The sequence below is a fragment of the Arthrobacter sp. NPDC056691 genome (genome assembly GCF_042791415.1).
Lineage (GTDB): Bacteria > Actinomycetota > Actinomycetes > Actinomycetales > Micrococcaceae > Arthrobacter.
This window is the reverse complement of sequence record NZ_JBHTXX010000004.1, coordinates 158101-184510: the sequence shown is the minus strand read 5'-3', so window position 1 is coordinate 184510 and position 26410 is coordinate 158101. Positions and strand designations below refer to the sequence as shown.

Below are 26410 nucleotides of genomic sequence, written 5' to 3'. Positions count from 1 at the left end.
CGTCAGGCGCACTGGAGATGCAGAAAACCCCCGCCGCTTTGAATAAGCGGCGGGGGTTTCTTCTGTGCCCTCGATAGGATTCGAACCTACGGCCTTCTGCTCCGGAGGCAGACGCTCTATCCCCTGAGCTACGAGGGCATCCAGGGATCCCGCCGTTCCCGGCCGGACGTCCTAGAGCTTAGCAGGAAGGTGGGCCGGAAAGGAAAACGGGATCTCCCACTAGTATCCCGCGAACGAATCCACGTGGATACGGCGGGCGCCGGCATGCCGGGCGGCACGCCGCAGCGATCCAACGCTCGCCGGTGAGCCCGAGATGAATACTCTTCGCTGGCCGATGTCCGGCACGAGCCGTGTCAGCGCGTGACCGTCCAGCCGTGCTCCCGGGGCAAGCAGCGCACCCGCGTCCTCGATGAAGTCCGGCGGCACCGAGCCGTCGGCGAGGCGGGCGACGATGCGGGCGCCGGAATCCTGCAATTCGGCTGCGTAGGCGAGTTCCGAAGCATTGCGGGCAAGGTAGAGAAGCACGGTGTCGCGCTCGCGGGCCACACCGCCGGACAGGAGCGCCAAATAAGGCGTGATCCCAATGCCGGCGGCAATGAGCAGCACGGGGTCCTGCCCCTTCGGCAGAACGAAATCGCCCGCCACTGTGGTGGCTGTGAGCTCCTCGCCGGGCTTGAGGGACAGCAGCCTGCGCTTCGCCGCGGAGACGGGGTCAGCGGTGCCGACGCCGATCTTCACATGCTTTGCCTCGGGCGGGCTGGTCAGGCTGAAGACGCGGCGCCTGCCCCGTCTGTCCGGCTTGGTGTGCGGAAGATCGAGTTCCAGGTACTGTCCTGGCGCGTGGCGGAGCGGGCGCTGGGGGCGGAAGACGAATTCCGTCGTCGTCGGCGTAAGCCTGCGGGAGTGGCTGAACAGCAGCCGCACGCTTCCGCGCTGGCCGGCCAGGAACGCCAGCAGGTTGCCGATCAGCAGTGCCAGCTCGGGGGAGTTCGCCACAAAACCGAAGTTGTACGGGGTGGCCAGCAGGATTCCGACGACGGCGGCCATCGCCAGCTGCTGCCAGCGCCGGGGTGGCAGGGTGAGCGGCTCGGTGAGCATGAACCCGGCAAAGAACAGCACGGGTCCCTGGGCCAGGGTTTGCCACACGGCACTTCCGGGATCGACGCCGGAAGGCACTTGCACCGCGGCCACGACGGCGGTGGCCACCAGGATGAAGACAGCGGCCATGAGCGTTTTCCTGGTGCGGTAGAGCACCAGCAGGACGCCAGGGACCAAGAGCCACAGCATGGCCGGCGTGCCCGCCCACCAGGTGGCGATGTTGAGGCCAGTCAGCCCAGTGACGAATGCCCCGGCGGCCGCGGGGTTGAAGACATGCCTGCCACGCCAGGCGAGGGCGTACTTGGAGGCTGACGCCAGGACGCAGGCCAGCGCCACCCCGGCCAGGTCCATCGGTGCAAACGCCGGGCCGAGCTGGGTGGGCCAGAACAGGAAGTAGAGGAGGAGGCCCGTTATCAGCGAGGATTCCGAATGCGGCTGGACGCGGAACAGCGCGGCCAGGCCAAGGTTGGAAACGTACGTCAACCCCAGGCAGAGGGCCAGGTGGACGAGCATGTTGGGAATGCCGAACGTCAGCCAGCCGAGGGCGTCGAGGAGGAGGCTGTAGGCCGCCAGCACGGCCAGCACCAACAGCACCAGCCTGTACATCGTGAACCGGCCCAGATAGGCGTCCAGGGCGGTGCCTGGCGAGGCCTGCTGCCGGGAGGTGGTTGAACTCATGTGAACAGCGCTCCTTCGAATTCCGCGGAGTATTCCGCGCTGCCGTTGGAAAATACCTTGAGCCAGGAAAAACGGAAGTTCCGGTCCAGGTCCTCAGCCGGAACCAGGAACAGGGCGGTGGCGAGGGCGTCCGCCTCCATGGCGGTCTCCGCCCGCGCCCAGGTGGCCACGACCGTCCTGACCGGCGCCCCGGTGGTGCCGTCCAGGACGTGATGGAGCCCGTCTCCCCAGGCCCGCCGGTTGGACGCCGAAGCACAGAGAGCGCCGGATCCCAGCGGCACAGTTCCTATGGCCTTGGTGGTGTCATAAGGGTGCTCCAGAGCCACCTGAACCGGCTCCGGGCCGCCGTTCAGGAGATCCCCGCTGGCGTCAATGAAGAAGTCCTTGACCCTGTGGCTCCGTAGCTGCCCGGCCAGGAGGTCCACGAGCTGGCCCTTGCCGGCCGCGCCGATGTCCAGCATCACCGGGGCAGTGGTGCGCAGTGACGTTCCCTGCCATTCCAGGACGGCGTCCCACGCCGGTGGAGGCGCAGCTTCTCCGTGGGGCTGCAGTGAATAGTGCGGATCGTAGCCCAGCCGCTCAAGGCTTTCACCGATGAGGGGCGTCATGGCCCCGCCACTGAGTGTGTAGAGCTGCCGGTAGAGTGCGGCCAGGCCGGCCGCTTCGGGCGGCAGCTGGTACTGCCCGGGCGCCCGGGACATCAGGGTCACCAGGGAGTCCTCCCGGAACCTGGACCACGTGGCGTCGTAGCGCTCCACTTCGTCCAGCAAGGAGCTGCGCAGCCCCGGGGGCAGCGGGTCAGGGGTGGAGATTTCCCAGCCGGTCCCGATGCCGTCAAACCGGAAGTCCTGCCAGCCCCCGTGCGGCATGACAGCCGCCTACAGGGCCTGCGCCTTGATCGCTTCGACCGCCTGGTTGAAGCCGCCGCTGGTCAGGGAGGAGCCCGCCACTTTGGAGACGTTGATCTCATCAAGGCTTTTGCCCACCACCTGGTCGGCAATGCCGCTGGCGAACTGGCCCTGGAATTTCCGGGTGTTGGGATTGGAGGGGTGCTCGGTGATCTCCACCGCGGACACCGTGCCGTTGGCCAGTGTCAGCTGAACGCCCACGGTCTCGGTGCCGTTGGGGGACTTGTAGTTGCCGTCCGCGCTGTAGGTCCCGTCCTTGTAGCCGGCCGCGGAGCCGGATGGGGAAACGGAAGCCGTTGCAGTTCCCGACGCCGACGCGGATGCCGCCGCCGAGGGGTCAGTCTCCTGCGCGGCGGGCTGCTGGGCCGAAGGCGCGCAGCCGGCCACCGTTCCGGCGAGGGACAGGCCGGCCATGCCGGCGAAAACAGTTTTGCGGATTGAAGGCTTCACGGGGTCTCTTTTCGTGGTGCGGGCACGCCAGGGACAGCGTTGAGTTCAGTGTTGATGTTTCAACAATTTAGTGGGTGAGTAAAGGTTAAGGGCACATGCTGTGAATTTCCCTACTATTTGCTGTGACGCCGAGGGCGTGTGCCGGCGCCCCCGGATTCCGCGCCGCGACGGGCTCCCCGGTAGGCTAGGAGTGTGACTCCCGAAGAACTCTCCCTCGCAATATCCGCCTGCCTGAAAGACGCCGTGGCCGCCGGCGACATTGCCCTTGCGGAGGCGGCTATACCGGACTCCGTCCTGGTGGAGCGTCCGAAGAACCGGGAGCACGGCGACTGGGCAACCAACATCGCCCTGCAGCTGGCCAAGAAGGCCGGCACCAACCCCCGCGAATTTGCCACGCTGCTCAGCGCCCGGCTCAAGGACATCAGCGGCGTCGACGGCGTGGAAATCGCCGGTCCCGGCTTCCTCAACATCACAGTTGATGCCGCAGCCGCCGGCGCGCTGGCCAAGGCCATCGTCGAAGCGGGCAGGGAGTACGGCACCAACACCGCGCTCGCCGGCCACACCGTGAACATGGAGTTTGTTTCCGCCAACCCCACCGGCCCGCTGCACATCGGCCACACGCGCTGGGCAGCCCTGGGCGACTCGATCGCCAGGGTGCTTCGCGCCTCCGGCGCCGATGTCACCGCCGAGTACTACATCAACGACGCCGGCTCCCAGATGAACGTCTTTGCCAATTCGGTACTCTCGCGCCTGCACGGCCGCGACGTACCCGAGGGCGGCTACCCGGGCGAATACATCCGCGACCTCGGCCACGAGGTGCTGACGCAGCACCCGGACATCCGCGAACTGACGGACGCGGCGGCCCTGCCCGTTATCCGCGCCGCGGCCTACGAGGCACAGCTCAAGGACATCAAGGACACTCTGGCGGACTTTGGGGTCTCCTTCGACGTGTTCTTCTCCGAGCAGGAACTTCACGACGCCGGCGCGATCGAAAGTGCCGTTGCCCGCCTTCGCGAGCAGGGCCACGTGTTCGACGACGGCGGTGCCGTCTGGCTCCGCACCACCGACTTCGGTGATGACAAAGACCGCGTCATGATCCGTGCGAACGGCGAACCGACGTACTTCGCCGCCGATGCCGCGTACTACCTTTCCAAGAAGGACCGCGGCTACACGGAAAAGATCTACCTCCTGGGCGCCGACCACCACGGCTACATCAACCGGCTCAAGGCCATTGCCGCCGCGGCCGGGGACGACCCCGAGGTCAACATCGAGGTCCTCATCGGCCAGCTGGTGTCCGTCAACGGGGCCAAGCTCTCCAAGCGCGCCGGCAACATCATTGAGCTCAAGGACCTCATCTCCTGGCTGGGAACGGACGCGGTCCGCTATTCGCTGGCGCGGTTCCCTGCCGACTCCCCGCTCACGCTGGACCCCGAGCTGCTCAAGAAGCACTCCAACGAGAACCCCGTGTTCTACGTGCAGTACGCCCACGCCCGGTCCCGCGGCGCGGCGCGGAACGCTGTGGCAGCAGGCGTGGACCGGAGCGCGTTCGACGCCTCCCTGCTGGACCACGCCACGGAGAACGAACTGCTGTCCTACCTGGGCAGCTACCCGTCCATCGTGGGCAAGGCCGCGGAGCTGCGCGAGCCGCACCGCGTGGCCCGCCACATGGAACTCATTGCCGGCGCCTACCACCGCTGGTACGACGCCTGCCGCATTGCCCCCATGGGCGACGACGCCGTGACGGACACCAACCGCACCAGGCTGTGGCTCAATGACGCCACCAGCCAGGTACTCGCCAACGGGCTGGAACTGCTGGGCGTTTCGGCGCCGGAACGGATGTGATTGGCTTGCAGGAAACCACCAACAGCACGGCAAACACCAGCGCAGCGTCCAACAACTCCGCCTCGCCGCTGGCCCCCGAGTGGCTCGCCGTCCCCGCGGACCTCAACGCCCTGCACACCCCGGTGTGGGCGGGCGGGGTGGAGCGGAACGCCGTCGGCGAGCTTGCCATTGACGGCATCCCGGTCAGCGCCCTCAAGGAGCAGTTCGGCACGCCTCTTTTCGTCATGAGCGAATCGGACTTCCGCGCCCGCGCCCGCGCCTTCAAGGACGCGTTCGACGACGCCTTCGCTGACATCTGCGGGGGAGTGGACGTCTACTACGCCGGCAAGTCCTTCCTCTGCACCGCAGTCGCGAAATGGGTCGCCGAGGAGGGGCTGCGGCTGGACACCTGTTCCGGCGGCGAACTTGCGGTCGCGGCGCGGGCCGGCATCGACGGCGCCAACCTGTCGCTGCACGGCAACAACAAGTCCGACGCCGAGATCAACCGGGCGCTGGACATGAACCTTGGCCGCATCGTGGTGGACAGCCTGGACGAGCTGGAGCGCGTGGCCAAGATCGCCGCCGGCCGCGGGGAGACCGCCAAAGTCATGCTGCGGCTGACGCCCGGTGTGCACGCCCACACGCACGAGTTCATCGCCACCGCCCACGAGGACCAGAAATTCGGCCTCTCCATGGCCGGGGATTCGACTGACGAAGCAGGCCTGTCCGCTGCCGAGGAAGCCGTGGCTGCGGCCGCGTCGTACAGCAGTGTGGAGCTGCTGGGGCTGCACTGCCACATCGGTTCGCAGATCTTCGAGCCGGACGGCTTTGCGCTGGCTGCCCAAAAGCTGCTGACCTTCCTGGCCGCGGTCCAAGCCAAATACTCCATCACCCTGCCCGAGCTTGACCTCGGCGGCGGCTACGGCATCGCCTATACCCCGGTGGACACGCCCCGCCCGGCAGCCGACATCGCGCAGGCGATGGCCGCCGTCGTGCGTTCCAAGTGCACGGAACTGGGGATTACAGCGCCCCGGATTTCCATCGAACCCGGCCGCGCCATCGTGGGCAGCAGCACCTTCACGCTCTACGAGGTGGGCACGCTCAAAACCGTGCGGGTGGACGCCCCGGCCGCCGGCAACGGCGCAGCCGGTGATAATGCTGCGAAGAACGTTACGCACCCGCGCCGCTATGTGTCAGTGGACGGCGGCATGAGCGACAACGCCCGTCCGGTGCTGTACGACGCGGATTATTCGGCCATTCTCGCCTCGCGCACCTCCGCGGCGGCCCCGCAGCTGTCCCGCGTAGTGGGCAAACATTGCGAGAGCGGCGACATAGTTGTTAGAGATGTATATCTGCCCGAGGACGTGGCAGCCGGTGATCTGCTCGCTGTACCGGGGACCGGCGCCTACTGCTGGGCCCTGTCAAGCAACTACAACTATCTGGCCCGGCCGGGCGTTGTCGCTGTGCGCGACGGATCTCCCCGGCTGATTGTCCGCGGGGAAACCGAAGAAGATCTGCTGAACCGCGACATGGGAGCCTGAATGACCGAATTGCGAACCCTGAAAGTGGCCCTGCTGGGCTGTGGCAACGTCGGGGCTCAGGTGGCGCGGATTCTGATTGACGACGCCGGCACCCTGGCGCCGCGCACCGGCGCCCGACTGGAACTGGCCGGCATCGCGGTGCGGAACCTCGATGCCGAGCGCGAGGTGGACCTCCCGCGCGAGCTGTTCACCACCGACGGTGAAACGCTGGTCAAGGACGCCGACCTTGTGATCGAGCTGATGGGCGGCATCGAGCCGGCCCGCTCGCTGATCCTGTCCGCCATCCAGAACGGCGCCAGCGTGGTCACGGGCAACAAGGCCCTGCTGGCCGCCGACGGTCCGGCCCTCTACGAGGAGGCGGACAAGGCCGGCGTCGAACTGTCCTACGAAGCGGCCGTGGCCGGCGCCATTCCCATCCTGCGCCCCATCCGCGACAGCCTGTCCGGCGACCGCATCACCCGCGTGCTGGGCATCGTCAACGGCACCACCAACTTCATCCTGGACCAGATGGACTCCACCGGTGCGCAGTTCGCCGACGCCCTCGCCGAGGCCCAGCGGCTCGGCTATGCCGAAGCCGACCCGACGGCCGACGTCGAGGGCCACGACGCCGCCGCCAAGGCCGCCATCCTGGCGTCCCTGTCCTTCCACACCCGGTTCGACCTGGAGCACGTCTACTGCGAGGGCATCACCCGCGTCAGCGCCGCCGACATTGCCGCCGCGAAGGAAGCCGGGTTTGTCATCAAGCTGCTGGCCATCGCCGAGAAAATCGGCAACGGCGACGGCAGCGAGGGTGTTTCCGTGCGCGTCCATCCGACGCTCCTGCCGCGCGAACACCCGCTCGCGGCCGTCCGCGGTGCGTTCAACGCTGTCTTCGTCGAGGCGGAAAACGCCGGTGAGCTGATGTTCTACGGCCAGGGCGCCGGCGGAACCCCGACGGCGTCTGCCGTGCTGGGCGACCTCGTCTCGGCCGCCCGCCGCATTGTCCTGGGCGGACCCGGACGCATCGAGTCCACCACCGGCCACGTCCCGGCGCTGCCCATCGACGCCGCGACCACCAGCTACTACATCGGCCTGGACGTTGCGGACCAGCCCGGCGTGCTGGCGAAGATCGCCCAGCTGTTCGCCGAGCACGGCGTCTCCATCGAAATCATGCGCCAGACCATCCACCGCGATGCCGACTCCAACGTGGAATCGGCCGAGCTGCGGATCGTCACCCACCGCGCAAGCGAAGCTGCACTGGCAGCGACCGTCGAAGCCGTGAAGGGCCTTGACGTGATCAATTCCGTTACATCCGTACTTCGGGTAGAAGGAGCTTAAGTGGCTCACCAATGGCGCGGTGTCATCCGCGAATACGCTGACCGTCTGCCCGTAACCGCGGCCACCAGGGTCATCACCCTTGGCGAGGGCGGCACGCCCCTGGTCTACGCCCAGAAGCTGTCCGAACTGACGGGCTCGGACGTCTACCTCAAGGTTGAGGGCATGAACCCCACCGGTTCCTTCAAGGACCGCGGCATGACCATGGCCATGACCGCGGCCGTGGAGGCCGGGGCCAAGGCCGTGGTGTGCGCCTCCACCGGAAACACGTCGGCCTCGGCTGCGGCATACGCCACCGCCGCCGGCCTGACGTGTGCCGTGCTGGTGCCCGAAGGCAAGATCTCCATGGGCAAGCTGAGCCAGGCCATTGCGCACGGTGCCACGCTCCTGCAGGTTGACGGCAACTTCGACAACTGCCTGGACATTGCCCGCAAGCTGGGCGAGTCCTACCCGGTCTTCTTGGTCAACTCCGTGAACCCGGCCCGCATCCAGGGCCAGAAGACCGGCGCCTTCGAGATCGTCGACGTCCTGGGCGACGCCCCGGACATCCACGTGCTCCCGGTCGGCAACGCCGGCAACATCACGGCCTACTGGAAGGGCTACAAGGAGTACTCCGCCCCGTTCGAGTCCGAAACGGCCGGCACGCTCGCTCCCGTCGCCACCAAGACCCCGGCCATGTGGGGCTTCCAGGCCGCGGGCGCCGCTCCGTTCGTGGCAGGCCACCCCATCACGGAACCGGACACCATCGCCACCGCCATCCGGATCGGCAACCCCGCCTCCTGGGACGGCGCCATCGCCGCCCGTGACGAGTCCGGCGGATTCATCGATTCCGTGACGGACGAGGAAATCCTGGCCGCCCACCGCTGGCTGTCCGCCAAAGAGGGTGTCTTCGTGGAGCCCGGTTCCGCCGCGGGCGTCGCAGGCCTGCTCAAGAAGCACGCCGCAGGTGAGGTGCCTTCCGGCAAGACCATCGCCATCACCGTCACCGGCCACGGTCTCAAGGACCCGCAGTGGGCTCTCAGGACCGAGGACGGCAGCGATGTCCAGCCGGTCAAGGTGCCGAACGACGTCGTGACCGTCGCTGCAGAACTGGGACTGGAAGACAAATAACAGTGGAAACCATGCTGCCGCAGACCGCCCAGCTGCCCGCCATCCAGGCCGGGCAGCAGGTGACGGTCCGGGTTCCGGCCACCAGCGCCAACCTCGGCCCCGGCTATGACAGCCTCGGGCTGGCACTGACCCTGCACGACACCCTCACCGTCGAGAGCCTGGACAGCGACGAGCTGGTCTTCGAACTCAGCGGTGAGGGTGCGGAGTCCCTTCCGCGGGACGCCAGCCACCTGGTGGTCCGGGCGATGAATGCCGCTTTCGGGCGACTGGGCTACCGCCACACCGGCCTGAAGATCACCGCCGAAAATGTCGTTCCGCACGGCCGCGGCCTGGGCTCGTCCGCGTCCGCAGTGGTGGCAGCCGTGACAGCCGCCAACGCGCTGCTGCCGGCGGGGGTGCAGCAGGACAAGAACTGGATCCTGCAGCTGACCAGCGAGATGGAAGGCCACCCGGACAACGTCGCTCCGGCGATCTACGGCGGACTGGCGCTGTCATGGCAGGACAGTGACCAGTACAGCAGCACGTGCGCCACGGTCAACGCTGCCGTGATCCCCATCGTGGCAGTTCCGGACTACGAGCTCTCTACGGAGGCCGCGCGCGCCCTGTTGCCTGCCTCCATTGGCCATCACGCGGCCGCGATGAACTCCGGCCGCGCAGCGCTTCTGATCCATGCCCTTACGCAGAAGCCTGAATTCCTGCTCGCAGGCACCGAGGATTTCCTGCACCAGAGCTACCGTGCGGAGGCCATGCGGCCCAGCGCCGGCCTGATCAAGGCCCTGCGCGGAGCCGGCCACGCGGCCGTAGTATCCGGCGCCGGACCCACAGTTCTGGTCCTGACCAACGGCGAGGCCGAGGCCGCCGCCGTTCTGGAATTCATCGCCGCGTTTTCCGAGGCAAACACGCCGGACATCAAGTGGCGTGCGATGAAGCTGGCAGTCGACGTCGAAGGTGCTAAAGTGGGAGTGCACCGGCGGTAAAACCGCATGCAGTCTCCGCAGTCCCCACCGCATTCACTGAGTCATAACCGCATTCTTTGATGCAGCCGGACGGCGACTCTGCAGTCGAGAGGGCCCTGCAGCCAAGAGACCGTGCAGTCAACGACTCCGAGAATGGCCTTAATCGGTCATCGGGTCAGAATCTGCTTCGATCTGCTGCTGCTTCGATCTCTTATTGCGAAATATTTTCCGGTGCCACCTGCTTGGCCTGGTCAGGAACCTACAGATGGATTTCTGTTCCCTGAACCGCCAGTCCGCCGCCCCGCCAGCTTTGCGGAGCGTTTGAAGGTGATCAGTATCCGGCCCTGCTGGCCGAACTCCAACCGGCAAGGCCGACATCCCGGCTGCAGATCTGAACTGCAGCCCAGATCCAATCATCGCGTCCAGCTCACAGTCTGGACGCCGTCGAGGGGGAAGGATCCTTCGTGACCGAAACCACTGAGCTGTCGCCAGCTGTGGACACACCATCTTCTGCTTCCGGATCGTTGACGGAAGCTCCCGCCAAGAGCAGCGGCCTTGCCGGCCTGAAGCTCGCCCAGCTGCAGGCGCTTGCCAGCCAGCTCGGTATCTCCGGCGGATCCCGCATGCGCAAGGGCGACCTGGTGACGGCCATTTCCGCGCACCGTGCAGGCACGTCCGCCACCGTCACCAAGGCACCGGCACGGACCGCCGCCAAGGCTGCTGCAACCAGCCCGGCTGCCCCCGCTGCCGAAACCGCCGCAGCAGCCCCGGCCGCAGAAGCAGCCGAGGCTCCGGCGCAGGAAACCCGTGCACGTGGCCGTGGCCGCAGCCGCCGGGCAGTGAGCGATGGCATTGTCGCCGCAACTGCGGCGGAAACGGCCGCTGAGGCTCCGGCGGCCGCGCCGGCAGAAGCACCGGCCGCTGCCGAGGCTCCCGCCGCCGCTCCGGCCGAGGGTGGTGCCGAGGCAGAAGGCGCGGAACGCCGCCAGCCGCGCACCCGCAACCGCCGCCGTGGCGAAGCTGCCGCAGCGGCACCCGCTGAGGCACCCGCCGCTCCCGCCGAAGCTGCCCCGGAGGCACGCGGCACGGAATCACGCGGCACGGAAGCACGCGGAGCTGAGACCCGCGGTGCTGAGACCCGCGAACAGGCCCCCGAAGGCGAAGCCGGACAGCGCGAACGCCGCGACACCCGCGGCCGTGGTGGCCGCGACGCCGGCGAAGCCGGCGGACGCGACACCCGCCGTGACGACACCCGCCGTGACGACAACCGCGACGCCGACGACGACGGCGGCAGCCGCCGCAACCGGCGGAACCGCCGCGACCGGAACGACCGCAACGAGCGTTCGGACAGCCGCGACAACTCCTCGCGCAACGACCGCTTCCGTGACCGCAACGACCGACGCCGGGGACGCAGCCAGGGGCCCGACGTCGACGACGTCGAGGTCACCGACGACGACGTGCTGCTGCCGGTGGCGGGCATCCTGGATGTCCTGGAAAACTACGCGTTCATCCGTACGTCCGGTTACCTCCCGGGCCCGAACGACGTGTACGTCTCCCTGGCCCAGGTCAAGAAGTACAACCTGCGCAAGGGCGACGCCGTTGTTGGCGCCATCCGCGCTCCGCGCGACGGCGAGGACCGCGGCCAGCAGTCCGCCCGCCAGAAGTTCAACGCGCTGGTCCGCGTCACCTCGGTGAACGGCAAGACCGCCGAGGACCTCAAGGACCGCGTGGAGTTCGCCAAGCTCGTCCCGCTGTACCCGTCCGAGCGCCTGCGCCTCGAGACCGACCCCAAGAAGATCGGCCCCCGAGTCATCGACCTGGTCGCCCCGATCGGCAAGGGCCAGCGTGGCCTGATCGTCTCCCCGCCCAAGGCCGGCAAGACGCTTATCCTGCAGTCCATCGCCAACGCGATCACCACCAACAACCCTGAGGTCCACCTCATGATGGTGCTGGTTGACGAACGTCCCGAAGAAGTCACGGACATGCAGCGCACCGTGAAGGGCGAGGTCATTGCCTCCACCTTCGACCGTCCCGCCGACGACCACACCACCGTGGCCGAGCTCTCCATCGAACGCGCCAAGCGCCTCGTGGAAATGGGAATGGACGTCGTGGTGCTCCTTGACTCCATGACCCGTCTGGGCCGCGCCTACAACCTGGCAGCCCCGGCCTCCGGCCGCATCCTGTCCGGTGGTGTGGACTCCGCAGCGCTGTACCCGCCGAAGCGTTTCTTCGGTGCTGCCCGCAACATCGAAAACGGCGGCTCGCTGACCATCCTGGCAACCGCCCTCGTGGAGACCGGATCCAAGATGGACGAGGTCATCTTCGAAGAGTTCAAGGGCACCGGCAACATGGAGCTCCGCCTGTCCCGCCAGCTGGCTGACAAGCGCATCTTCCCCGCCGTGGACGTCAACGCCTCCGGCACCCGCCGCGAAGAAAACCTGCTCTCGGCCGAAGAGGTCAAGATCATGTGGAAGCTGCGCCGCGTCCTCTCCGGCCTCGAGACCCAGCAGAGCCTGGAACTCCTGACCAACAAGATCCGAGAGACCGGAAGCAACGTCGAGTTCCTCATGCAGGTCCAGAAGACGACGCTTGGTGCGAAGTCGGATAACGACAAGTAGCTGAGCTAGGGGTGGGGCCGTCGCGTAGTTTTCGCGGGCCCCACCCTTTGTCGTTCGGTTTTTGCCGCCCCCGCCCCTCCGCGTGGTGGCCATGTCCTGACGGACTTGGCCACCACGCTCCGGCAGGCCCGATGCCACTCCCGGGGCGGCAAAAAGCCGAACGCCATGCTGTCCCCTCACCTAACGCCGCCGCATCACTAGACTTGTAAGAGTCGAAAGAGGTTTTGAAAATGTTTGAGTCCGTACAGGGCCTGTTGGATGAGCATGATTCCATCCAGGCGCAGTTGGGGGATCCGGCTGTTTATGCTGACCAGAAGCTGGCGCGGAAGCTGGGGCGGCGGTCGGCGCAGCTGAACGGCATCGTGGACGCGTACCACAAGTGGCACGCGCTGCAGGATGACCTCACCGCTGCCAGGGAGATGGCTGCCGAGGACCCTGACTTTGCTGCCGAGGTGCCCGAACTCGAGGAAGCCCTGGAGACCGCTGCGGCGCGGTTGACGCGGCTGCTGATTCCCCGTGACCCGGACGATGCGCGCAACGTGATCCTTGAGGTCAAGGGCGGTGAAGGCGGCGACGAGGCTGCCCTGTTCGCCGGCGATCTGCTGCGCATGTACACCCGCTACGCGGAATCGCGGGGCTGGAAGACTGAGATCATCTCCTCCACCGAGTCCGACCTCGGCGGCTACAAGGACGTCCAGGTGGCCGTCAAGGGCAGCTCCAACGATCCCGCCGAGGGCGTCTACGCGCGGCTCAAGTTCGAGGGCGGTGTGCACCGCGTCCAGCGTGTGCCCGTGACCGAATCGCAGGGCCGCATCCACACATCGGCCGCAGGTGTTCTTGTCCTGCCCGAGGTTGACGAGCCCGAAGAGCTCGAGATCAACCAGAACGACCTCAAAATCGACGTGTACCGGTCCTCGGGCCCCGGCGGCCAGTCCGTCAACACCACCGACTCCGCCGTCCGCATCACGCACCTTCCCACCGGAATCGTCGTGGCCATGCAGAACGAGAAGTCCCAGCTGCAGAACCGGGAAGCCGGCATGCGCGTCCTCCGTGCCCGCATCCTGGCCCACCAGCAGGAGCAGATCGACGCCGCCAACTCCGAGCAGCGGAAGTCGCAGATCCGCACCATGGACCGGTCCGAGCGGATCCGCACGTACAACTACCCGGAAAACCGGATCGCCGACCACCGCACGGGCTACAAGGCCTACAACCTTGACCAGGTCATGAACGGGGACCTCGAGCCGGTCATCCAGTCCGCCATCGAGATGGACGAGCAGGCGCGGCTGGACGCCATCGGCGACTAGGAATCCCGGGATCACATGACGTCCGAGCAAACCCCGGCGGCGCCAGAGCACAGTCCGCCTGCCCAGTCCCTGGCGGACGCCGTCCGGGAGGCGACAGAGCGCCTTACCGAGGCTGGCGTACCCAGCCCCCGCGTGGACGCCGAATTGTTGGCCGACCATTTGCTGGGCGTCGGGCTGGGCCGGCTGCGGGCCATGATGCTCGGTGATGCCCCCGCTCCGCCAGGCTACGCCGAACTTGTTGCCGAGCGCGCCACCCGGATTCCGCTCCAGCACATCACCGGCGTGGCGCACTTCCGCTACCTCCAGCTCGCGGTTGGACCCGGTGTCTTCATTCCCCGCCCGGAAACCGAGTCCGTGGTGCAGCTGGTCATCGACCGGCTGCGCGCACTGGAACGCACAGGCGTTGTCCGCCCCAAGGTAGTGGACCTGGGCACCGGATCCGGTGCCATCGCCGGATCAATCGCGCACGAGGTGCCCGAGGCCGAGGTTTTTGCGGTCGAGTTCAGCGAGTTCGCGCACGCCTGGGCCGCGAAGAACCTCCGGCCGCTGGGGGTCACCCTGCTGCTGGGGGACCTGCGGAACGCTCTGCCGGAGCTCAACGGAACGTTCGACGTCGTGGTTTCCAACCCGCCGTACATCCCCGCCGAGGCCATTCCCAACGAACCGGAAGTGGCGCTCCACGACCCGCCGGAAGCGCTCTACGGCGGGGGAGCGGACGGCATGGAACTGCCGACGGCGGCCGCCGCCTCGGCGGCGCGGCTTCTGGTTCCCGGCGGCTACTTCGTGATGGAACACGCCGAGGTCCAGGCCGGCTGGATATCGTCGATGCTGAAGCGGACCGGGCTCTGGACCGACGTCACCACGCACTTTGACCTTAATGGCAAGGAACGCGCCACCAGCGCCGTCCTTGCTTTCCCGCCCGCGGAGTAATGAAAGAATGAGGCAGTGACCACTACGTACAACTGCACGGCCGACGACGAGCGGACCGCCGGGATCGCCCACGCACGGCGGGCGATCCTCGAGAAGAAGTGCATTGTCCTTCCCACGGACACCGTCTACGGAATCGCCGCCGATGCCTTTTCCCCGCAGGCCGTCACCATGCTGCTGGTCTCCAAGGGCCGCGGCCGGAACATGCCGCCGCCGGTCCTGATTCCGCGCCTGAACGCGCTCGACGGGCTGGCCACCGATGTGTACCCGGATGCCCGGGACCTGGCCGAGGCCTTCTGGCCCGGCGGGCTGACCCTGATTTTCCACGCTCAGCCGTCCCTCGACTGGGACCTGGGCGAGACCAAGGGGACCGTTGCCCTTCGAATTCCGGACGACGAGGTGGCGATCGACCTGCTGACCGTCACCGGACCCCTCGCCGTATCCTCGGCGAACCGGACCGGCCAGGCGCCCGCACAGACAGCCTTCGAAGCACGCACCCAGCTCGCGGAGTCCGTGGAGGTCTACCTTGAAGGCGGCTTCCGGCCGGTCGAGGGAACCGACGCCCGGCCGTCCACCATCGTGGATGCCACATCGCTGCCGCTGCGCGTTGTCCGTGAGGGGGCCATCAGCATCGAGCGGCTGCGGGAAGTGGTTCCCGGAGTCCTCGACATCAACGGCAACGCTGCGGATGAAGCTGAGGTCACCGCGGCCGAGGCCACCGCGGCCGCCGATGAGGACACTGCAGCAGGGGACGCTGCGCCGGAAGACGGCGCAGAAGATCCTGTGCACTCCGACGCCGGCGAAAAGCCTGCAAGCGCCGAATGACGCTGCAGAGGCAAGCCATACCGGTCCTCGGAGTGGATGCCACGCCCTTGGACGTCGACGGACTGACCGCAGTCCTCAACGGATTCGTGGCTGAGGGCACCACCAGGACCGTCGTCGGACACAATCTGCACAGCGTGACGCTTTTCCACTCCGAACCCGGGTTCAGGAAGTTCTACGAGAACAGCGACGTTGTCCTTCTCGACGGCGCGCCCGTCCTCTGGCTGTGGGGGAGAGGCCGGCAAAAGACCGGCGGGGAGAAGGCGGGCCCCGGCACGCGGCCCGTCATGGACTACCGGCTCGGGTCAACGGACTGGATTCCGGCGCTGGGCCGCTTGGGCGGACTCCACCGCATCGCCGTCCTTGGCGCCGGGGCGACTGCCAACGCCAAGGCCGTGGCGAAGCTGCAGGCCATCGTGCCGGGCGCCACTGTCTTCGGAATGCCTGGGGAGGGCTGGGACCCGGACCTGGAAGAGAAGGCCGCCGCGTGGCTGGCCGAAGTCCAGCCGCAGCTGGTGCTGATCGGCCTGGGCATGCCGCTGCAGGAGGAGGTCCTGTGGCGCCGCCTGCCCTCGCTTCCGCCCGCCGTGTACTGCGCCGTCGGAGGAGCCATTGAGCAGATCGCCGGCATCCAGAAGCTGGCGCCCCGCTGGCTGGGCCGGCTGGGCCTGGAGTGGGCCTGGCGGCTGCTGCTGCATCCGCGCCGCGTGGCGTACCGGGTATTTGGCGAACCGTGGGTCCTGCTGGGGCTGCTGCTGCGGCGCCGGCTGCGCGGACAGGGCTAGAAAGAACCCCGCCTACGTCAGAACTTCTGGTCCTTCAGCGGGCCAAATCCCTTGCCGCGGAGCCCCGTGGAGAACGCCCGGAACCAGTCCGCCAGCCCGCGGAGATCGCCCCGGCGGAGGAAGTAGCCGAGGTAGCCGCCCACATCGGCCACCAGCGACTTCACCCGGAAGTGGCGGCGAATGAGGTAGCCGCGGTTGCGGTAGTAGTAGTACCTCTTGAAGGCGCCCTCCGGGACGATGACGTGCCAGCGGGCACCAAACACGTGCTTCGTTTCGGAAAACGCGTGCGGGTGCATGATCGCCGCCGTGGTGACGGTGCCGAACCGGATGCCCGCCTTGCGCAGCCGGATGGTGAAGTCCACCTCGTCGCCGCGGATGAAGAGGCGCATGTCCGGCAGCCCTACCTTGAAGAACACGTCGGAGCGGATGAGGGCGCCGTTGAAGAAATGGCCGTCGTTCGGCAGGAACCCCACCTTTTCCAGCGCGGCCCGGTCATGCGAGACCTTTCCGTCCAGCCTGAAGAAGAAGGAGAGCTGGTCGGGGTGCCCCGGAGCCACCACCAGGGGCACAACAGCCTCCAGGTCGCGCGCCTCCGCTTCCCGGATCAGAGTGGCCAGGCACCCGGCGTCCGCCGGTTCGGCGTCGTCGTCCATCATCCAGACCCAGTCGGCGCCGCTGGCCACCGCCTTAAGGGCCGCGAGGGAGAAGCCGCCGGCGCCGCCCAGGTTGGCTTCCGAACGGATGTAGTCCACATTTGCATGCTGGGCCGCGACGTCCTTTGCCGGCACTGTGCCGCTGTCAACGAGGCAGATTGTGGACACGGAAGCCGTCTGCCCATTGATGGCTTTCAGCAGGACGGCGAGCTCATGGGGACGGTCAAACGTCACGGCGGCAACTGCGACCGACACTGGCATTGCGGGGATCCTTTCAGCACAGCCGCCGGCAAGTTTCCCGCCGGCGTAAGGCCGTGTGACGCGAAGCGATGTACCCGTTGGCGTTAGTATCTTGACTAGAGTCCACTGTAATACAGCCCCGTCAGGCACTATGCACTGCCTGTCTGTGCGCATGGCGACGGAGAAGTTTCATTTATTGCACGTCAGATCCACACCTAACGAACCCGCATGGTCCGCCCGGCCTGACCCCGAATCCGCATCCGAATAGCCTGCAGCATGGCAGCACTCGCCGCGCCCCGGGAACGGTGGCCGCGCCATGATCATGTACCTGTCCATGATGCTGACAGCGGCCGTCGTCTCCTACGGGGCAACGTGGGGTGCGCGCCTGATCGGCAACCGGCTTGAGCTTTTCGCCCCGATCCGCAGCAGGGACATGCATTCCAGCCCGGTCTCGCGGCTCGGCGGGCTGGGAATCTTCGCCGGCGTGCTGGTGGCGCTGGCGATCGCAAGCCAGTCCTTCTTCGTCAAGGACATCTTCCGGAACAACGGCTCTCCGTGGGGTGTGGTGGCGGGTGCCGCCGTCATCGTGCTGGTGGGAGTGGCGGACGACCTCCTGGACCTTCGCTGGTGGGTCAAGCTGATCGGGCAGGCTTGCGCCGCGCTCGTGGTGGCCGTCTGGGGTGTCCGGATGACCATCATTCCGTTCGTTCCGGAGCCGATCCGCTTCGAGTCGGACCCGGTCAACATCGCCCTCACCACCGGCCTCATCGTCGTCACGATGAACGCGTTCAACTTCATCGACGGGCTGGACGGGCTGGCGGCCGGGGTGGCCATCATCGGCGGGTCGGCGTTCTTCCTCACCGCCTATTGGGTCCACCGGAATGCGCCGATCCTGGACCGTTCCGACCTCGCCACACTGCTGACGGCAGTCCTCGTGGGGAGCTGCCTGGGCTTCCTGCCGCACAACTGGTTTCCCTCAAAGATCTTCATGGGCGATTCCGGCGCGATGCTGATAGGCCTGCTGATGGCCTCAGCCGGTGTGGTCTCTACCGGGCAGATCACGTCGGGGCTTTATGACCGCGTCAACGGTATCCCCACGATCATCCCCATCCTGCTGCCGTTTGCGGTGCTGTTCCTGCCCCTCCTGGACCTGTGTCTCGCGGTGGTGCGGCGCACCGCCGTCGGCCGTTCACCGTGGTCCGCGGACCGCGGACATCTGCACCACAAGCTCATGGACATCGGTTACTCCCACCGCACCGCGGTCATGCTCCTGTACTTGTGGGCAGCGGTGCTGTCCTTCGGCGGCCTCGCCTTTGCCGTCTACCCTTGGCAAATTGTGCTGGCAGCAATGATCGCTGCCACACTCATCATGGGCCTGGTCACGGCCTGGCCGTACCTGAGCCGCCGCGGGGAGAGCGCCGGCATGGGCCAGGCACCCGAGTAACGCGCTTTTCGGAAATTTTCTATCTCGTGTAGAATTCAGGTGCAGGTCTTTCCTGCACCACTCCACCCTGCCCCGAAGATTGGGTTCGCATGACCTCCAACACCGAGCCCGGACCTGCGTCCGGCAAAGGATTCGTTGGCGTCTCCGGGCCCACACGGTCGCTCTGGCTCGGTCTGCTTGGACTCAGTTCTGCAGCAGCTGGCGGCGCCCTGGTCCTGACCGGCGTGGTGGCTGCCCTCCTGAACGGCTGGACCGGTGTTCTGTCCAGCAGCCTCGGTGGCCTGCTGGTGGTCGTGTTCTTCGCGATCAGCCTCCTGATCGGACACTTCGTGGGACGTAACAACCCCTCAGGTGCCGTCGGACTGTTCGTGGCGACGTACTTCGTCAAGGTCATCGGCTTCGCCGTGGTCCTGTTCGCCGTCGGTGCCCCCGGCTGGCTGCACGGCCGCTGGTTCGTCATTGGCGCCGTCGTGGCCGTGGTCACATGGCAGGCAGCCGAGATCTACGGTTTCAGCAAGGCCCGGCTGCAGATCTTCAATGACCCAGAGCAGGACAGGGGCGCCACCGATGTCTAAGCGCAGCCACCCGGGTAAAAACGAGCCCGGGGCACCCGAGCCGACCCCCGGTCCTGCCGCCGTACCCGGCGAGAATTCCGACGGCGGTTACAACGCTGGAATGGCCGTCTTTAGCTACGTTATTGGCGGAATCATCGTCTGGAGTTTGATAGGCTGGGGACTGGATTATCTGTGGGGAACCCGCTGGATTGTGCTCGTAGGCGCTCTGCTTGGAGCTGCGGGAGGGTTCTATCTGTCCCATATGCACGGCCTCACCAGTTCAAGGAAACCAACTGGCGGGAACGGTGCAGCCAGCGGCCCGTCGGAGGACGGGAACAGTAATGCCAAATAATTTCACGAGGGGGAGGGCAAGCATGACGCGCGCCGGAACCCGACCAACGCCCAACGATGGACACTGCAGAGAGGAAACGCGTTGATCGCGCTTGCGCTCCCGGCCCAAAATTCAGGAGAGTTCACACCTCCCGGAATTGAAGAAATGCACCTGCCGGCAATCCTGCCGTGGGGTGCGGCAGACGGATTCTCCAAGCAGATGCTGCTGGTTATCCTGTCCGTCGTCATTATCGCCACATTCTTTGTGCTCGCTGCGCGGAAGCAGCAGCTCGTCCCCGGCAAGCTGCAGTTCGCTGGTGAAGCCGCCTACGGCTTCGTCCGTAACAGCATCGCCAAGGACATCATCGGTGGCAGGGACTTCATCAAGTACGTCCCGCTGCTGTTCAGCCTGTTCTTCTTCATCCTGGTGAACAACATCTACGGCGCCATCCCGGTGATCCAGCTCCCGAGCTTCTCGCACGTCGGCGGCGCCTACGTGCTGGCAGCCATCGTGTACGTCACCTGGATCGGCATTGGCATCAAGAAGAACGGCCTGCGCTACTTCAAGCTCGCCACCGTTCCCTCCGGTGTCCCGGTCTACATCCTCCCGATCGTCATTCCGATCGAGATCATCTCCAACTTCCTGGTCCGTCCGGTCACGCACAGCCTGCGTCTCTTCGCCACCATGCTGGCCGGTCACCTCATCGTCATGATTGCCGGCTCCGGCATCGAATACCTCGTCATGCAGGAGAACGTCCTCCTCAAGGGCACTTCTGTGCTGGTTCTTGCCGGCGCGATTGCCATGTACATGCTGGAAGCGCTGATCATGGCGCTGCAGGCGTACGTGTTCACACTGCTGACTGCGATCTACATCGAAGGCGCACTCCACGCCGACAGCCACTAGGCACCTCAAACTTCCCCTCGCGGGGATGAAGCAACCCAAACAACCTGCCATATACATGGCATCTTGAAAGGAAGAAAAATGGAAGGCTCCATCAACGGCTCCCTCAACCTCATCGGCTACGGCCTCTCGGCCATCGGCGGTGGTATCGGTGTGGGTCTCGTGTTCGCCGCCTACATCAACGGTGTGGCACGTCAGCCGGAAGCCCAGCGCGTCCTGCAGCCGATCGCATTCCTCGGCCTTGCGCTGACTGAAGCCCTCGCCATCCTGGGCCTGGTCTTCGCTTTCGTTCTCAAGTAAACCTTCAGAACCTAGCGAACATTCAGAACCGAGTAGATAAGGACGGGTGAAACATGAATCAGCTGATCATCTCAGCCGCCACTGAAGGGGCGACCAACCCGCTCGTGCCCAACGTCTGGGAAATGGGCGTCGTCCTCGCCGGCTTTGCTGTCCTCTTTTTCATCGTGGTCAAGTTCGTTGTCCCGATGTTCGAGAAGACGTTCGCAGAGCGTGCCGAGGCCATCGAAGGCGGCATCGCCAAGGCTGAGAAGGCCCAGGCTGAGGCTTCTGCCGCACTCGAAGAGTACAAGCAGCAGCTCACTGATGCCCGTGCGGAGGCCAACCGGATCCGCGAGGAAGCACGTGCCGAAGGCGCCCAGATCCTTGCGGAACTGAAGGAGAAGGCTGGCGCCGAGTCTGCGCGGATCACCGCCCAGGCACACGCACAGATCGAATCCGAGCGCCAGGCGGCCGTTGTGTCGCTGCGTTCGGAGGTGGGCACCCTTGCCACCACGCTTGCGGGCCGGATCGTTGGGGAAACCCTCGAGGACGACGCGCGCGCAGCACGGGTTGTTGACCGCTTCCTGGCCGATCTGGAGACCCAGAACGCAGGTGTAGCTAAGTAATGGCAGGTGTATCGAGCGAATCGCTGACCAAGGCGCTGACCGAGCTGGAGCCAAAGCTTCCGTTTGCATCGCTGCAGTTGGCAAAGGAACTTTTCGGGATCCTGGGAGCGGTAGACAGCTCGGCCGGCTTGCGCCGCGCCCTGACTGACCCCTCCCGCAGCGGTGAGGAAAAGTCGGCGTTGATCAAGCAGCTCTTCGGCGGAAAAGCTTCCGCCGAAGCCGTGGACATCGCAGCCGGTCTGGCCAGCTCACGCTGGGCATCGGCGCGAGACATCGGCGATGCACTCGAGACGCTTGCCGCAACGGTGGTCATCGCCGTTGCTGAAAACAAGTCGGCCGTTTCTGCCTCCGGTATCACCGGCCTGGAGGAGCTGGAGAACGATCTTTTCTCCTTCAACCAGGCCGTGGCTGCCAACCACGACGTGCAGCGCGCCCTGTCTGAACCGCAGGCCAGCGCGGCAGCAAAGACTGTCCTTGCCGAAAGGCTGGTTCCTTCCGCAAGTGAGGAAGCAAAGGTCCTCGTCGGACAGGCAGTCACGCAGCCCCGTGGCATCAAGGCAACCAGGCTCGTGAGCCGTTTCGCCGAGCTCGCCGCCAAGCGCCAGCAGCGCTGGATCGCGACGGTCAGCGTTACGCGTCCCCTGACGGAGGCGCAGGCAAACCGTCTGCAGCAGGGACTGAACTCCCTCTACGGACGGGAACTGAAGGTCAACGTCAAGGCTGACCCCACGCTGATCGGCGGCATCCGGGTGCAGGTGGGGGACGAAGTGCTTGACGCTTCGGTCTTCACCCGCCTGAACGATCTCCAGCGCCAGCTGGCCGGCTAGCCGGACAAGCACAACACAACTGATAGAAACCCCGGTCATCGTGAGCAACGATGATCACGAATACAGGAGAGCAGGGACTGCAGATGGCCGAATTGACCATCAACGCCGACGACGTCCGTAATGCGTTGAACGAATTCGCGGCGTCCTACGAACCCGGAAACGCAGAGCGCGTAGAGGTCGGCCGTGTGACCACCGCAAGCGACGGCATCGCCCGTGTTGAGGGCCTTCCCTCGGTCATGGCGAACGAGCTGCTTCGCTTCGAAGACGGCACCCTGGGCCTGGCCCAGAACCTCGACGTCCGCGAGATCGGTGTCATCGTCCTCGGTGACTTCACCGGAATCGAAGAAGGCCAGGAAGTGCACCGCACCGGACAGGTGCTGTCCGTACCGGTCGGCGATGCCTTCCTCGGCCGCGTCGTTGACCCGCTGGGCGTGCCCATCGATGACCTCGGCGAGATCAAAGCCGAAACCACCCGCGCACTGGAGCTCCAGGCTCCCGGCGTGACCCAGCGCAAGTCGGTGCACGAGCCGATGCAGACCGGTCTCAAGGCCATCGACGCCATGATTCCGATCGGCCGTGGCCAGCGCCAGCTGATCATCGGCGACCGCCAGACCGGCAAGTCCGCCATTGCCATCGACACGATCATCAACCAGAAGGCCAACTGGGCTTCCGGCGACGTGACCAAGCAGGTCCGCTGCGTGTATGTGGCAATCGGCCAGAAGGCGTCCACCATCGCGGCGATCCGCCAGACGCTGGAAGACAACGGCGCACTGGAATACACCACGATCGTTGCCTCCCCGGCTTCCGACCCCGCCGGCTTCAAGTACCTGGCTCCCTACGCCGGGTCCGCCATCGGCCAGCACTGGATGTACGGCGGCAAGCACGTCCTCATCGTGTTCGATGACCTCTCCAAGCAGGCCGAGGCCTACCGTGCAGTTTCGCTGCTGCTCCGCCGCCCGCCGGGACGCGAAGCCTACCCGGGCGACGTGTTCTACCTGCACTCCCGCCTCCTGGAGCGTTGCGCCAAGCTTTCCGACGAGCTCGGTGCCGGCTCGATGACCGGCCTGCCGCTCATCGAAACCAAGGCAAACGACGTTTCCGCCTACATCCCGACCAACGTGATCTCCATTACCGATGGTCAGATCTTCCTGCAGTCGGACCTCTTCAACGCCAACCAGCGCCCCGCTGTTGACGTGGGTGTCTCGGTGTCCCGCGTTGGCGGTGCCGCACAGGTCAAGTCCATGAAGAAGGTCTCCGGTACTTTGAAGCTGGACCTTGCCCAGTACCGCGACATGCAGGCGTTCGCGATGTTCGCATCTGACCTGGATGCGGCTTCCCGCCAGCAGCTGACCCGTGGCGCACGCCTGATGGAACTGCTGAAGCAGGGCCAGTACTCGCCGTTCCCGGTCGAGGACCAGGTCGTGTCCATCTGGGCAGGAACCCAGGGTCACCTGGACGACGTTCCCGTCGAGGACATCCGCCGCTTCGAGGGCGAGTTCCTTGAGCACCTGAAGCACAAGTCCTCCATCCTCACCACGCTGGCTCAGACCAACGTCCTGGATGATGACACCGCAGCAGCGCTGAAGGACGCGATTGTCAACTTCAAGAAGGGCTTCTTCGGCGAAGGCGACAACCAACTGGTAGGCGCCGGCCACGAGGAGCATGAAGCTATCTCCGAGGGCCAGGTCGACCAGGAAAAAATCGTCAGGCAGAAGCGCTAGTTTCGCTGGCAGGGACTGCCGGAACCCCTCGGGGGTCCGGCAGTCCCGGCCATCGGGATCTTAGGAAAGGATAAGTATGGGAGCCCAGATTCGGGTCTACCGTCAGAAGATCAGCTCGACGACGTCGATGCGCAAGATCTTCAAGGCGATGGAACTGATCGCTACCTCGCGCATCGGCAAGGCCCGCGCACGCGTAGCAGCTTCACTGCCTTACGCGAACGCGATCACGCGTGCCGTTTCTGCCGTCGCAAGCCAGAGCGAAATCGACCACCCCCTGACTACCGAGCCGACGAGCATTCGCCGGGCCGCTGTCCTGGTGATCACCTCGGACCGCGGCCTCGCAGGCTCGTACTCCGCCAGCGTGCTCAAGCAGGCCGAAGGCCTGAACGAACTGCTCCGTGCCGAAGGCAAGGATGTCAAGACGTACCTGGTGGGCCGCAAGGCGCAGGCTTACTTCGATTTCCGGAACCGCCCCTACGGGCGCGTCTGGACCGGCAACACCGACGCACCTGAGTTCGCCACGGCACAGGAAATCGGCGCGGCTCTGCTTGAGGACTTCGCTGTCGATTTCGAAGAGGGTGGCGTGGACGAGATCCACGTTGTGTACACCCGCTTCAAGTCCATGGTGACCCAGGAGCCGACCGTCATCCGCCTTCTTCCGCTCGAAGTTGTGGAAGAGCAGGCGACTTCCGAAGCTGAACTGTTGCCGCTGTACGAGTTCGAACCGGAGCCGGAACAGGTGCTCAACGCACTGCTGCCGCGCTACATCGAATCCCGCATTTTCGCGGCCATGCTGCAGGCAGCGGCTTCTGAGCTTGCTGCACGCCAGCGGGCGATGAAATCCGCCGGCGACAACGCCACGGATCTCATCAAGAAGTACACGCGTCTGCGCAACACCGCCCGCCAGGCAGAGATTACGCAGGAGCTGTCCGAAATCGTGGCCGGCGCCGACGCACTCGCGTCCTAACCGGTCGGGGTCTCGGATCAGCCAGACCTGCACCACCAGATAAACTTAACCCCACGCCATCTACGAGTGAAGTGAGAGAGATGACTGCCACCGCTACCGAACACGTAGCCGCAACGTCCGGTGCCACCGGCCGTATCGCACGTGTCATTGGCCCGGTTGTCGACGTCGAATTCCCGGCTGACGCAATCCCCTCGATTTACAACGCACTCACCACCGAGATCACTCTCAACGGTGAGACCAAGACCATCACGTTCGAGACCTCCCAGCACCTGGGTGACAACCTCGTCCGCGCTATCTCCCTGCAGGCAACCGACGGCCTGGTCCGCGGCACGTCCGTGGTGGACAGCGGTTCCCCGATCTCCGTGCCTGTTGGCGACGGCGTCAAGGGCCACATCTTCAACGTTCTCGGCAAGCCGCTGGACGTCGACGAGTCCGAAATCCAGGCTTCGGACTACTGGCCGATCCACCGCAAGGCCCCGGCCTTCGCGTCCCTCGAGGGTTCCACCGAAATGCTCGAAACGGGCATCAAGGTCATCGACCTCCTCACCCCGTACATCAAGGGTGGAAAGATCGGCCTGTTCGGCGGCGCCGGCGTGGGCAAGACCGTTCTGATCCAGGAAATGATCACCCGTGTTGCCCGCAACTTCGGTGGTACTTCCGTGTTCGCCGGTGTCGGCGAGCGTACCCGTGAGGGCAACGACCTCTGGGTTGAAATGGAAGAGGCAGGCGTCCTCAAGGACACCGCTCTTGTGTTCGGCCAGATGGATGAGCCGCCGGGAACGCGTCTGCGCGTGGCCCTGTCCGCTCTGACCATGGCGGAGTACTTCCGCGATGTGCAGAACCAGGACGTGCTGCTCTTCATCGACAACATCTTCCGTTTCACGCAGGCAGGGTCCGAGGTTTCCACCCTCCTCGGCCGCATGCCTTCGGCCGTGGGTTACCAGCCGAACCTTGCCGACGAGATGGGCCTCCTGCAGGAGCGCATTACGTCCACCAAGGGCCACTCCATCACCTCGATGCAGGCCATCTACGTCCCCGCAGATGACTACACCGACCCGGCACCGGCCACGACCTTCGCGCACCTGGATGCGACCACGGAACTCTCCCGTGAAATTGCCTCCCGTGGCCTGTACCCGGCCGTGGACCCGCTGACGTCGACGTCCCGAATCCTGGACCCGCAGTACATCGGCAAGGATCACTACAACACGGCTGTCCGTGTGAAGCAGATCCTGCAGAAGAACAAGGAACTGCAGGACATCATCGCCATCCTCGGCGTTGACGAACTGTCTGAAGAGGACAAGATTGTCGTGTCGCGTGCACGCCGCATCCAGCAGTTCCTCTCCCAGAACACCTACACCGCCAAGCAGTTCACCGGCGTTGAGGGTTCCACCGTTTCCATCAAGGACACCGTGGAAGGCTTCTCGGCCATCTGCGACGGCGAACTTGACCACGTTGCAGAGCAGGCGTTCTTCAACGTCGGCGGCCTGGACGACGTCGAGCGCCAGTGGGCCAAGATTCAGGAACAGACCAAGTAGT

General features: G+C 65.6%; 24 protein-coding genes and 1 tRNA gene. 20 read left to right on the top strand and 5 right to left on the bottom strand.

Annotation, left to right across the window (positions count from 1 at the left end; translation table 11 throughout):
- Positions 1–65: 65 nt before the first annotated feature.
- From ACFRAU_RS05900 to ACFRAU_RS05885, 4 genes are all read right to left on the bottom strand, one after another.
- Positions 66–138 (bottom strand) — tRNA-Arg (locus ACFRAU_RS05900).
- A gap of 81 nt (positions 139–219) precedes the next feature.
- Entirely contained in the window at positions 220–1776 is a 1557-nt protein-coding gene (locus ACFRAU_RS05895; protein ID WP_377999174.1) for a ferredoxin--NADP reductase, read from the bottom strand.
- Positions 1773–2645: an FAD:protein FMN transferase gene (locus tag ACFRAU_RS05890; protein ID WP_377999173.1), complete on the bottom strand. Its 873-nt coding sequence runs from the start codon at positions 2643–2645 to the stop codon at positions 1773–1775. The genes ACFRAU_RS05895 and ACFRAU_RS05890 overlap by 4 nt, the downstream gene beginning before the upstream one ends.
- A 9-nt stretch (positions 2646–2654) precedes the next feature.
- Positions 2655–3134 carry a hypothetical protein gene (locus ACFRAU_RS05885; protein ID WP_377999172.1) on the bottom strand — a complete coding sequence of 160 codons (480 nt, stop codon included), beginning with the start codon at positions 3132–3134 and terminating at the stop codon, positions 2655–2657.
- A 192-nt stretch (positions 3135–3326) separates the two neighbouring features.
- Here ACFRAU_RS05885 and argS point away from each other — a divergent pair, with 192 nt between their 5' ends.
- The 10 genes from argS to ACFRAU_RS05835 all read left to right on the top strand — a co-directional run bounded on the left by argS (position 3327) and on the right by ACFRAU_RS05835 (position 16332).
- Positions 3327–4976 carry an arginine--tRNA ligase gene (gene argS, locus ACFRAU_RS05880; RefSeq protein WP_377995182.1) on the top strand — a complete coding sequence of 550 codons (1650 nt, stop codon included), beginning with the start codon at positions 3327–3329 and terminating at the stop codon, positions 4974–4976.
- 5 nt (positions 4977–4981) lie between these two features.
- The gene (gene lysA, locus ACFRAU_RS05875) at positions 4982–6496 is read left to right on the top strand and encodes a diaminopimelate decarboxylase (protein ID WP_377999171.1); all 1515 of its coding nucleotides are present in this window, start codon (positions 4982–4984) and stop codon (positions 6494–6496) included.
- Positions 6497–7813 (top strand): homoserine dehydrogenase, encoded by a 1317-nt coding sequence (locus ACFRAU_RS05870; protein WP_354258545.1) that lies wholly within the window; start codon positions 6497–6499, stop codon positions 7811–7813. It begins immediately after the preceding gene.
- Entirely contained in the window at positions 7814–8920 is a 1107-nt protein-coding gene (thrC, locus tag ACFRAU_RS05865; RefSeq protein WP_377995181.1) for a threonine synthase, read from the top strand. It begins immediately after the preceding gene.
- A gap of 11 nt (positions 8921–8931) precedes the next feature.
- A complete protein-coding gene (gene thrB, locus ACFRAU_RS05860; protein WP_377995180.1) occupies positions 8932–9897 on the top strand; it encodes a homoserine kinase in 966 nt (321 codons plus the stop codon).
- A 443-nt stretch (positions 9898–10340) separates the two neighbouring features.
- On the top strand, positions 10341–12494 hold the full coding sequence (gene rho, locus ACFRAU_RS05855; protein ID WP_377999170.1) for a transcription termination factor Rho: 2154 nt from the start codon (positions 10341–10343) through the stop codon (positions 12492–12494).
- A 230-nt stretch (positions 12495–12724) separates the two neighbouring features.
- On the top strand, positions 12725–13798 hold the full coding sequence (gene prfA / locus ACFRAU_RS05850) for a peptide chain release factor 1 (RefSeq protein WP_377995178.1): 1074 nt from the start codon (positions 12725–12727) through the stop codon (positions 13796–13798).
- A 15-nt stretch (positions 13799–13813) separates the two neighbouring features.
- Complete coding sequence (gene prmC, locus ACFRAU_RS05845) at positions 13814–14728, top strand: peptide chain release factor N(5)-glutamine methyltransferase (protein WP_377999169.1); 915 nt, start codon at positions 13814–13816, stop codon at positions 14726–14728.
- Positions 14729–14743: 15 nt separating this feature from the next.
- Positions 14744–15550, top strand: coding sequence for an L-threonylcarbamoyladenylate synthase (locus ACFRAU_RS05840; protein ID WP_377999168.1), 807 nt, complete (start codon positions 14744–14746; stop codon positions 15548–15550).
- Positions 15547–16332: a WecB/TagA/CpsF family glycosyltransferase gene (locus ACFRAU_RS05835; RefSeq protein ID WP_377995175.1), complete on the top strand. Its 786-nt coding sequence runs from the start codon at positions 15547–15549 to the stop codon at positions 16330–16332. Before ACFRAU_RS05840 ends, ACFRAU_RS05835 begins: the two co-directional genes overlap by 4 nt.
- Positions 16333–16349: 17 nt before the next feature.
- Here the strand turns inward: ACFRAU_RS05835 and ACFRAU_RS05830 are convergent, their stop codons facing one another.
- Positions 16350–17246, bottom strand: coding sequence for a glycosyltransferase (locus ACFRAU_RS05830; RefSeq protein WP_377999167.1), 897 nt, complete (start codon positions 17244–17246; stop codon positions 16350–16352).
- A gap of 295 nt (positions 17247–17541) precedes the next feature.
- On the opposite strand from ACFRAU_RS05830, the gene ACFRAU_RS05825 reads away from it, so the two are divergent.
- The 10 genes from ACFRAU_RS05825 to atpD all read left to right on the top strand — a co-directional run bounded on the left by ACFRAU_RS05825 (position 17542) and on the right by atpD (position 26409).
- The gene (locus tag ACFRAU_RS05825; protein WP_377995173.1) at positions 17542–18669 is read left to right on the top strand and encodes an MraY family glycosyltransferase; all 1128 of its coding nucleotides are present in this window, start codon (positions 17542–17544) and stop codon (positions 18667–18669) included.
- An 89-nt stretch (positions 18670–18758) separates the two neighbouring features.
- A complete protein-coding gene (locus tag ACFRAU_RS05820; RefSeq protein WP_377999166.1) occupies positions 18759–19244 on the top strand; it encodes a hypothetical protein in 486 nt (161 codons plus the stop codon).
- On the top strand, positions 19237–19575 hold the full coding sequence (locus tag ACFRAU_RS05815) for a hypothetical protein (RefSeq protein ID WP_377999165.1): 339 nt from the start codon (positions 19237–19239) through the stop codon (positions 19573–19575). Before ACFRAU_RS05820 ends, ACFRAU_RS05815 begins: the two co-directional genes overlap by 8 nt.
- 81 nt (positions 19576–19656) lie before the next feature.
- A complete protein-coding gene (gene atpB / locus ACFRAU_RS05810; RefSeq protein ID WP_102972065.1) occupies positions 19657–20457 on the top strand; it encodes a F0F1 ATP synthase subunit A in 801 nt (266 codons plus the stop codon).
- 78 nt (positions 20458–20535) lie between these two features.
- Complete coding sequence (gene atpE, locus ACFRAU_RS05805) at positions 20536–20754, top strand: ATP synthase F0 subunit C (RefSeq protein ID WP_003804776.1); 219 nt, start codon at positions 20536–20538, stop codon at positions 20752–20754.
- A 53-nt stretch (positions 20755–20807) separates the two neighbouring features.
- The gene (locus ACFRAU_RS05800) at positions 20808–21359 is read left to right on the top strand and encodes a F0F1 ATP synthase subunit B (protein WP_377995170.1); all 552 of its coding nucleotides are present in this window, start codon (positions 20808–20810) and stop codon (positions 21357–21359) included.
- Complete coding sequence (locus tag ACFRAU_RS05795; RefSeq protein ID WP_377995169.1) at positions 21359–22186, top strand: F0F1 ATP synthase subunit delta; 828 nt, start codon at positions 21359–21361, stop codon at positions 22184–22186. Before ACFRAU_RS05800 ends, ACFRAU_RS05795 begins: the two co-directional genes overlap by 1 nt.
- Positions 22187–22269: 83 nt before the next feature.
- Positions 22270–23907, top strand: a complete 1638-nt coding sequence (gene atpA / locus ACFRAU_RS05790) for a F0F1 ATP synthase subunit alpha (protein ID WP_377995194.1) — start codon at positions 22270–22272, stop codon at positions 23905–23907.
- Positions 23908–23983: 76 nt separating this feature from the next.
- Complete coding sequence (locus ACFRAU_RS05785) at positions 23984–24874, top strand: F0F1 ATP synthase subunit gamma (protein WP_377995168.1); 891 nt, start codon at positions 23984–23986, stop codon at positions 24872–24874.
- 80 nt (positions 24875–24954) lie between these two features.
- Positions 24955–26409 (top strand): F0F1 ATP synthase subunit beta, encoded by a 1455-nt coding sequence (gene atpD / locus ACFRAU_RS05780; RefSeq protein WP_377995167.1) that lies wholly within the window; start codon positions 24955–24957, stop codon positions 26407–26409.
- Position 26410: the final 1 nt, after the last annotated feature.

What these genes read in the sequence shown, in the direction of transcription:
- ACFRAU_RS05785 (WP_377995168.1), top strand. Translation starts at nt 23,984, where the DNA reads ATGGGAGCCCAGATTCGGGTCTACCGTCAGAAGATCAGCTCGACGACG.
- ACFRAU_RS05830 (WP_377999167.1), bottom strand. Translation starts at nt 17,246, where the DNA reads ATGCCAGTGTCGGTCGCAGTTGCCGCCGTGACGTTTGACCGTCCCCAT.
- atpD (WP_377995167.1), top strand. Translation starts at nt 24,955, where the DNA reads ATGACTGCCACCGCTACCGAACACGTAGCCGCAACGTCCGGTGCCACC.
- ACFRAU_RS05815 (WP_377999165.1), top strand. Translation starts at nt 19,237, where the DNA reads ATGTCTAAGCGCAGCCACCCGGGTAAAAACGAGCCCGGGGCACCCGAG.
- ACFRAU_RS05890 (WP_377999173.1), bottom strand. Translation starts at nt 2,645, where the DNA reads ATGCCGCACGGGGGCTGGCAGGACTTCCGGTTTGACGGCATCGGGACC.
- prfA (WP_377995178.1), top strand. Translation starts at nt 12,725, where the DNA reads ATGTTTGAGTCCGTACAGGGCCTGTTGGATGAGCATGATTCCATCCAG.
- thrB (WP_377995180.1), top strand. Translation starts at nt 8,932, where the DNA reads ATGCTGCCGCAGACCGCCCAGCTGCCCGCCATCCAGGCCGGGCAGCAG.
- ACFRAU_RS05870 (WP_354258545.1), top strand. Translation starts at nt 6,497, where the DNA reads ATGACCGAATTGCGAACCCTGAAAGTGGCCCTGCTGGGCTGTGGCAAC.
- prmC (WP_377999169.1), top strand. Translation starts at nt 13,814, where the DNA reads ATGACGTCCGAGCAAACCCCGGCGGCGCCAGAGCACAGTCCGCCTGCC.
- ACFRAU_RS05825 (WP_377995173.1), top strand. Translation starts at nt 17,542, where the DNA reads ATGATCATGTACCTGTCCATGATGCTGACAGCGGCCGTCGTCTCCTAC.
- ACFRAU_RS05795 (WP_377995169.1), top strand. Translation starts at nt 21,359, where the DNA reads ATGGCAGGTGTATCGAGCGAATCGCTGACCAAGGCGCTGACCGAGCTG.
- ACFRAU_RS05835 (WP_377995175.1), top strand. Translation starts at nt 15,547, where the DNA reads ATGACGCTGCAGAGGCAAGCCATACCGGTCCTCGGAGTGGATGCCACG.
- atpA (WP_377995194.1), top strand. Translation starts at nt 22,270, where the DNA reads ATGGCCGAATTGACCATCAACGCCGACGACGTCCGTAATGCGTTGAAC.
- atpE (WP_003804776.1), top strand. Translation starts at nt 20,536, where the DNA reads ATGGAAGGCTCCATCAACGGCTCCCTCAACCTCATCGGCTACGGCCTC.
- ACFRAU_RS05820 (WP_377999166.1), top strand. Translation starts at nt 18,759, where the DNA reads ATGACCTCCAACACCGAGCCCGGACCTGCGTCCGGCAAAGGATTCGTT.
- ACFRAU_RS05800 (WP_377995170.1), top strand. Translation starts at nt 20,808, where the DNA reads ATGAATCAGCTGATCATCTCAGCCGCCACTGAAGGGGCGACCAACCCG.
- ACFRAU_RS05895 (WP_377999174.1), bottom strand. Translation starts at nt 1,776, where the DNA reads ATGAGTTCAACCACCTCCCGGCAGCAGGCCTCGCCAGGCACCGCCCTG.